The sequence below is a fragment of the Ectobacillus panaciterrae DSM 19096 genome (assembly GCF_000430785.1).
In the GTDB taxonomy this organism is placed as follows: Bacteria; Bacillota; Bacilli; order Bacillales; family Bacillaceae_G; genus Ectobacillus; species Ectobacillus panaciterrae.
Genome location: NZ_AUMR01000136.1, coordinates 1 through 7,137 on the forward strand (window position 1 = coordinate 1; position 7,137 = coordinate 7,137).

8 protein-coding genes are annotated in these 7,137 nt (G+C 39.3%); all 8 read left to right on the forward strand.

The window, feature by feature from the left end; all coding sequences use genetic code 11:
• Nucleotides 1–411 precede the first annotated feature (411 nt).
• Nucleotides 412–804: an RrF2 family transcriptional regulator gene (locus H540_RS30490; protein ID WP_051317223.1), complete on the forward strand. Its 393-nt coding sequence runs from the start codon at nucleotides 412–414 to the stop codon at nucleotides 802–804.
• Nucleotides 805–899: 95 nt separating this feature from the next.
• Nucleotides 900–1,379, forward strand: a complete 480-nt coding sequence (locus H540_RS30495) for an NAD(P)-dependent oxidoreductase (RefSeq protein ID WP_245592316.1) — start codon at nucleotides 900–902, stop codon at nucleotides 1,377–1,379.
• A 182-nt stretch (nucleotides 1,380–1,561) separates the two neighbouring features.
• Nucleotides 1,562–1,936 carry a DoxX family protein gene (locus tag H540_RS0120920; protein ID WP_028402246.1) on the forward strand — a complete coding sequence of 125 codons (375 nt, stop codon included), beginning with the start codon at nucleotides 1,562–1,564 and terminating at the stop codon, nucleotides 1,934–1,936.
• 90 nt (nucleotides 1,937–2,026) lie between these two features.
• Entirely contained in the window at nucleotides 2,027–2,266 is a 240-nt protein-coding gene (locus H540_RS32460) for an LLM class flavin-dependent oxidoreductase (RefSeq protein ID WP_281172537.1), read from the forward strand.
• Nucleotides 2,267–3,034: 768 nt separating this feature from the next.
• Nucleotides 3,035–3,823 (forward strand): 3D domain-containing protein, encoded by a 789-nt coding sequence (locus H540_RS0120925; protein WP_028402247.1) that lies wholly within the window; start codon nucleotides 3,035–3,037, stop codon nucleotides 3,821–3,823.
• Between the two features lie 586 nt (nucleotides 3,824–4,409).
• Nucleotides 4,410–5,765, forward strand: coding sequence for a cell division protein FtsZ (ftsZ, locus tag H540_RS30500; RefSeq protein WP_425388158.1), 1,356 nt, complete (start codon nucleotides 4,410–4,412; stop codon nucleotides 5,763–5,765).
• Between the two features lie 770 nt (nucleotides 5,766–6,535).
• A complete protein-coding gene (locus H540_RS35270) occupies nucleotides 6,536–6,664 on the forward strand; it encodes a hypothetical protein (protein ID WP_281172536.1) in 129 nt (42 codons plus the stop codon).
• A gap of 98 nt (nucleotides 6,665–6,762) precedes the next feature.
• Nucleotides 6,763–7,137: IS6 family transposase (locus H540_RS0120940; RefSeq protein WP_028402248.1), on the forward strand; the 375-nt coding region annotated here is incomplete at its 3' end.

The following is a 7,137-nucleotide window of genomic DNA, read 5'->3' on the forward strand; positions in this document are numbered from 1 at the left end:
AAAGAAGTTATCACTGACTATAGTGTTAAATATGATGATATATATGTACGTCAAAACGGAACTTGGTTAATAAAGGAACGTACTGCTCACTTTTCAATTATTGAGGCAAGAACATTGCAAGGCTAATTTGATTAATATTTGGAATCAGAGCTTAAAGATGGAATGTTTGTATGTTGTAGAATAATGCAAACACACGGAGATCGAGCTGTTTGATTTCACGCCACCTCTCCAAACATGCGAAGAATCACTTGTCGGCGAATTGTGGTTTTGCTAAGCCACGGTTCGCTGCGCTAAACATCTCTTCCTTTAATCAGGGCACCCTTGTTTGGGGTGCCCTAAAAATTTCGCCTCAGAGATGATACGGTGAACCGTATCACAAATAGTGGTAAAGCGGAGCATTGAGCTGAGTATATGCTCAAAGGATTTTATATACGCATACTAGTCCGTGGAAAAACATACGACTTGCGTATAGAAGCGAGTCAAGTCGATTCGCATGCTACCTTTATGCGCAGAGTTATGCAGTCATTGAACAATGCCGGAATTGTTGAATCAAAAGGTGGACGGGATGGTGGATATTTTTTAAGGAAATCTTCCGCAGAGATTACATTAGGCGATATTTACGAAGCAGTAAGTAGTTTTTCCAATGAAGCCGAAATTGATGTGGATTGCGGAGAAGCCGGAGAACAGTTAGATATTGAACTTGAAAAGATTCTCCACGAAGCCGAATTAAAGACAATTGAGTATTTGCGAAGTTATACGATTGCTCAATTAATAGATCGTGTCCAATTCTTTAAAGAAGAATAAAGCTGGATAGCTAAGAAAAAGTTGCAGGATTACATGCAACTTTTTCTTAGAATAAAATGTGCTTATTATAAGCACAAAAAATGAAGGGAGCTTCAATGAACATTTCTATATTTGGTGCCAGTGGAGCTATTGGCAAGATCGTACTCGAACATGCGCTAAGTGATAAAGAAAATTCGGTTACCGCATACGTCAGAAGACCAGATAGTCTTAAAATGTCATTTCCAAATTTGAAAGTTATCGTCGGAGAGTTAACTAATCAAGCTTTAGTTCAACAAGCTATTGAGCAATCGGATGTCGTAATTAGCACGCTTGGTCCAGCGTTAGATACATCACGCAAAATAAAAGGAACTCCAATAGCTGACGGACATAAAACGATTATACATGCCATGCAAAAGTTGAATAAAAAAAGATTCATCACTTTAGCTACTCCCACAGTGAAATCAAACGAAGATAAAAAACAGTTTAGTACAGTTATACCCGGAATAATGGCAAAGCTTCTCTTTCCCAACGGTTATCTTGAGATGAAGAAGGTTGAGAAGCTCATTAAAGAATCCTCATTGGATTGGACTGTATAGTCCGAATTATTAATCCAAATGCAAAGCATAAGAACAATGAATATGAATTTTCGTTCGGTGATAAGCCTGCAAAAATAGCAGTATCACGAGAAAATGTAGGAAAGTTCATTTATCGCGTGGCAACGGAAAATTTATATATTAAAAAAATGCCAATTATTTTTAATCGCTAAGGAGAGATTTAGATGACAGTTTTTTCGATTATTTTGCAAAGCTTATTAGCACTCATGTTTTTAATGGCGGGGTTAGGAAAAATTGCAGGCTCCAAGATGCATGTTGAGGGCTTCAAGCACTGGGGATTGCCGCAATGGTTCCGAATTGTAACAGGCATTATTGAATTTGTCGGTGCAGCTGCATTAGTCGTTGGCTATTGGGAATCAAGCTGGGTAGCCTTAGGAGCGTTAATACTCGGAATTACAGGTATCGGTGGTATTATAACGCACATTCGGGTTAAGGACTCCTTTCAGCAAACATTTATGATTCTTCTTCTTGCCATTATCGGCATTGTTTTGTTTGCAATTAACGCATCCGATCTTGCTGATTTTCCAGGGTTTAAATAAATGAAGGATAATGAATTTGAATTTGGAATCTATTCGTTAGGAGAAAGAATCCCCGGTCTATCGGGATAGGTAATAAGCGCAAAGAGTCGGATTGACGATATTATTGCCGCTGCAAGGCTAGCTGATGAAGCTGGTCTTGACCTCTTTGGAATTGGGGAACATCATCGATTGGATTTTGTCACTTCTTCCTATGCCATGATTCTGTCGGCCATCGCTCAAGCGACAAAGAAAATTCGCCTAACGAGTACCTTGTCCGTCATTAGTACGGCTGACCCGGTACGAGTATGGCCTGTGTGTAGCAATGGAACCAAAAGATGCAACAAGTATTAGCGGACATTCCAAATGCCCCTAAACTGAACGAAAAGAGTAAAATTATCCTCTTTTTATTAAATTTTCTCGCCATGATTTAAGAGATTGGGAACTACTCATGTCCACTAATACTAGTTGCTTAAAAAAGCTCCATTGCTACACAGACCCCATAAGTGCTAATACTTTGAACATGGAAAACATATAAGGACGTAAGGTGAAGCGCTTCAGAGCCCAAGCCGATAGGGATAAACTTGCTTTTGGTCTATCGGCTTGGCGACGAGCAAACCACGAGCTAAAAAATACTACCCGTTCTTTGCGGAATCTTTAGCTCTTATATAAAGTGAGATAGAGCAACTACAAAAAAGTAATACTAAGGATTTGTAAGGGAGTGTCATGTTTTCGTGACACCCTCTTCTTATCAATTTATATCATAATGTTTTGTCATCAAAGTAAATGAGATCAGTTTTAGATTTTACAGGCAACATAAATCAATTTAGGTAGCCTTTCATATTGTTCCTTTATACTGTTCAGAAAGTTATTATTAATCAAACAAGGAACTCAATAAAGGTCGGGGTCTGCCTATTCCATTAACACACCCTATACACCATTTTTTGAAATATGCTTCTGTCATATGATACGACAAGGGAAATTGACTTTTTTCTATCATTTTCTCTGTTACAAATCTTTAAAGAAATATGACATTTATATGTTGATTGTATGTTTTTCCCGGTTACGTGAAATGAGATTGCTATAATTAGGGTGCCACATACAGAAACCGGAGGGAAACGAATGAAGAAAGTACTAGGTATGACAACAGCAGCAATCTTTGGGTTAGGGTTCTTTACAGCTACTGCAGATGCAGCAACAGTTGTAAATACGGATGTATTAAACGTTCGACAAGCTCCGAACACTAACTCACACATTCTTGGAAAAGTTAAAGATGGACAAGCACTACAAGTAAAAAATGATGCAAATAACTGGCTAGAGATTGAATATAACGGACAAAAAGCTTATGTAAGCAAGCCATATACAAAAGATGACGGCGTGTATTATGTAACAGCTGATATATTAAACGTACGCGATGGCGCCGGCACAAATCATAACGTGATTGGTAAGTTGAAAGACGGGCAAAGAGTGCAAGTGGTCGGCGACGGTGGAAACGGCTGGGCAGTTATTGCCTTTAAGGGCGGATCCGCATATGTCAGCAAAGAATTTTTAGGTGCACAAACAATACATACACAAACAATACATACACAGACACCAAAACTACAAGTAGTAAAAGCAGCAAAAGAAATCCAAGTTGTGGCTACCGCATACACACCTTATGAAGAGGATGGTTATAACGGTATGACCGCAACAGGTATAAACCTGCGTAAAAATCCAAACATGAAGCTGATTGCGGTCGATCCAAAAGTCATTCCGCTCGGTTCAAAAGTATGGGTAGAAGGATATGGTGAAGCAATCGCCGGCGATACAGGCGGTGCCATTAAAGGAAACCGTATTGACGTATTAAAACCGACACAAAAAGAAGCACTGCAATGGGGACGCAAAACTGTAACAGTGCGCGTGCTTGATTAATAGTAATCTATAAGAGCTCTGCCTATTTTGGGTGGATTCTTTCTCCATTTCAAAGATCCCTTTTCTAGATTGATAGTATTAGTATGCCCAAGTTTCAGAGATTTTTACACCAGAACCAGTTTCGTATTCCAATACGATTCCCGTCCAAGTTCGCACTCACATGGTGTCTGATTGCGCAGAATAGCAACTAACTCGTTCTGTTCGATTCTGGTGCAAGAAATTTATTAAACATAGTAAACTAAAAATGAATACTCTGTATGTTCTTTGTTTACATAATACTGATTAGAGCCAATCAAAATACTATGATAGAAAATAGAGTACATCAATTTCCATCTTGATAAAGAAAGCATCACACATCTGCAAAAATAGAGCAGGCTTAAGCCTGTCTCTTTTTTTCCTTCAGGATGCTATCAGGATTAAAGTTTTGGTCTGAGATAATCAGAAAACAACAGCAAAATATCCTGCTTCCTAATCTACTAAACCATACAAAAAAGGATGAAAACTTCGAATAATATGAAGAAGTTCTTCCGGTACTCTTTGAATAGTGTGAAATCAAGGCAATTTGGATAAATGAGGAGGAATGATCATATTGGGATTTGATACAAATATAGACCAATTCGCCACGATTAAAGTCATTGGTGTTGGCGGCGGGGGAAACAACGCCGTGAACCGTATGATCGAGGACGGAGTTCAGGGTGTAGAATTTATTGTCGTTAATACAGACGCACAAGCACTTAATCACTCAAAAGCAGAGACCAGGATGCAAATCGGTGCATCATTGACAAGAGGTTTAGGAGCAGGTGCAAATCCGGAAATAGGTAGAAAAGCTGTGGAGGAAAGCAAACAACAGATCCAAGAAGTGTTACAAGGTGCAGACATGGTTTTCGTTACAGCTGGAATGGGCGGTGGTACAGGCACAGGGGCAGCGCCCGCCATTGCTGAAATCGCCCGTAATATCGGTGCCCTGACAGTTGGGGTTGTAACACGTCCGTTTAAATTTGAAGGCCGCAAGCGCGCAGCAAACGCGGCAAGTGGAATTAACGCAATGAGGGAAGCAGTGGACACCTTGATTATTATTCCAAACGATCGCTTATTGGAGATTGTAGATACAAACACCCCCATGACTGAAGCTTTCCGTGAAGCGGATAATGTTCTTTGCCGGGGTGTTCAAGGGATTTCCGATTTAATTGCTGTGCCAGGTTTAGTCAACCTTGATTTTGCTGACGTGAAAACGGTCATGTCCCATAAAGGAACTGCCTTAATGGGAATTGGTATTGCCAAAGGTAAAGGCCGTGCTGCTGAAGCTGCGCAGAGAGCCATAAAAAGTCCGTTACTGGAAACTTCCATCAATGGAGCTCAAGGTGTAATCATGAATATAACTGGCGGCCACAATGTAAGTCTTTATGAAGTACAGGAGGCAGCCGATATAGTTGCTTCTGCTTCGCACGAGGAATTAAATATGATTTTTGGTTCGGTCATTAACGAAAACTTAACAGAAGAAATTATAGTAACTGTCATTGCCACTGGATTCACTGAGCAAGAGGCTCCATTATTCCAAACGTCTTCCCAGCGATCAATGGAAGGAATGGCTAATCCATATCAAAAGGAACAACGTATACAACGTGATTCGATAAACCGTGAAGAACCGGTTCAAGATTATGATCGACACTCGAAACAGCCAGAAGAATCTCTGGATATTCCAGCGTTCATGCTCAATCGAAACATTGCCACTGGATTCACTGAGCAAGAGACTCCATTATTCCAAACGTCTTCCCAGCGATCAATGGAAGGAATGTCTAATCCATATCAAAAGGAACAACGTATACAGCGTGATTCGATAAACCGTGAAGAACCGGTTCAAGATTATGGTCGACACTCGAAACAGTCAGAAGAATCTCTGGATATTCCAGAGTTCATGCGTAATCGAAAAAAACGAGTTTGATAAACTTAAAATCTGTCTTTTTAAGGAAACCCTAGGCTTACGAGAAATTCTCGACGGCTCTTCTATGGTTCTATCCTATAATAGCAATAGCATCTTTCTTAACACCTGCAACTGTGGGCGGCTTACCTGGTACAATTGCGAGTGCCCTCGCTGAAGCTACAAGAGCATTTATTGAATGTATAAGTAAGGGCCCTAATATTTATCCTAATATAAATCGTATACAAGTTAGTATCAAATCAGACAAAGATGCTTAAATAAGATATAATAAAAGCCAATAAAAAATTTCCAGCTTGGGGCTGTTGACAAACTCTCCGAATTGGTCAATTTCTTCGAGCATTTTAAGAGCCTGTGTAGTCTTTCGTACTACACAGGCTCTTTTATTTTGGAGGTTTCGTTTTACTATAATGGGAATACAAGAAGATACACAACATCGTTTCGTATAATTATTGAAAAACATGGTCAGGAGTGCGACGGATATGATTCCATTGAAAATAGAAGATGGATTACTTTTGTGTTCCATCACTATTACAGTTTTTGAAATATTCTAAATCAGTAAAAATAAACCCATTTAAAAAATTGATTTACTTTATATACGACTCCTCCAAGCGTTCGCAAAAGTGTACTTTTACAGACGGTGTTGAATTTTCAATAGCATCCTTTTTTAGTTTTCTTCACTATTTGCACCGGCCCCATTTGTACGGGAGGTAATTGGTATAAATTGTATGAAATTGTAAAGTATAAACATGTTTGCTAGTAAGGAGGAATTACATGTGACAGAAAAGGAAAAGGTGATTCAACTGTATCGAGACATATTAGAGGGGAGAAGATTTCGATTTCCTGACCATTTTTTTGTAGGGGATCAAGGAAAGGGTTCTGGTGCAAATACAATGACAGTTTGAAAAAACGGTTCTGGTGCAAAAACTTCAAGATAATTGCAATTAATCTCCAAATCTTGGACATACCGATACTAGTACTCTAAAAAAGGGATGTGATCGGTATGGGAAACCAAAATTTATTCAAATGGAAGCATTATCAGCCTGATATTATTTTATTAACCGTGAGATGGTACCTACGGTACAACCTAAGTTTTCGTGATTTGGTGGAAATGATGGAGGAGCGAGGTCTGTCCATTGCGCACACTACCATCATGCGTTGGGTACATCAATATAGCCCTGAGTTAGACAAACGAGTTCGGTGTCACTTAAAGAAAACCAATGATTCTTGGAGAGTCGATGAGACATATGTAAAAGTCAAAGGGAAATGGATGTACCTGTATCGTGCCGTGGATTCTGAAGGAAATACCATTGATTTTTATCTGAGTAAGAATAGAAATGCCAAATCAGCCAAGCGCTTCTTGAAAAAGCCTTGGCTT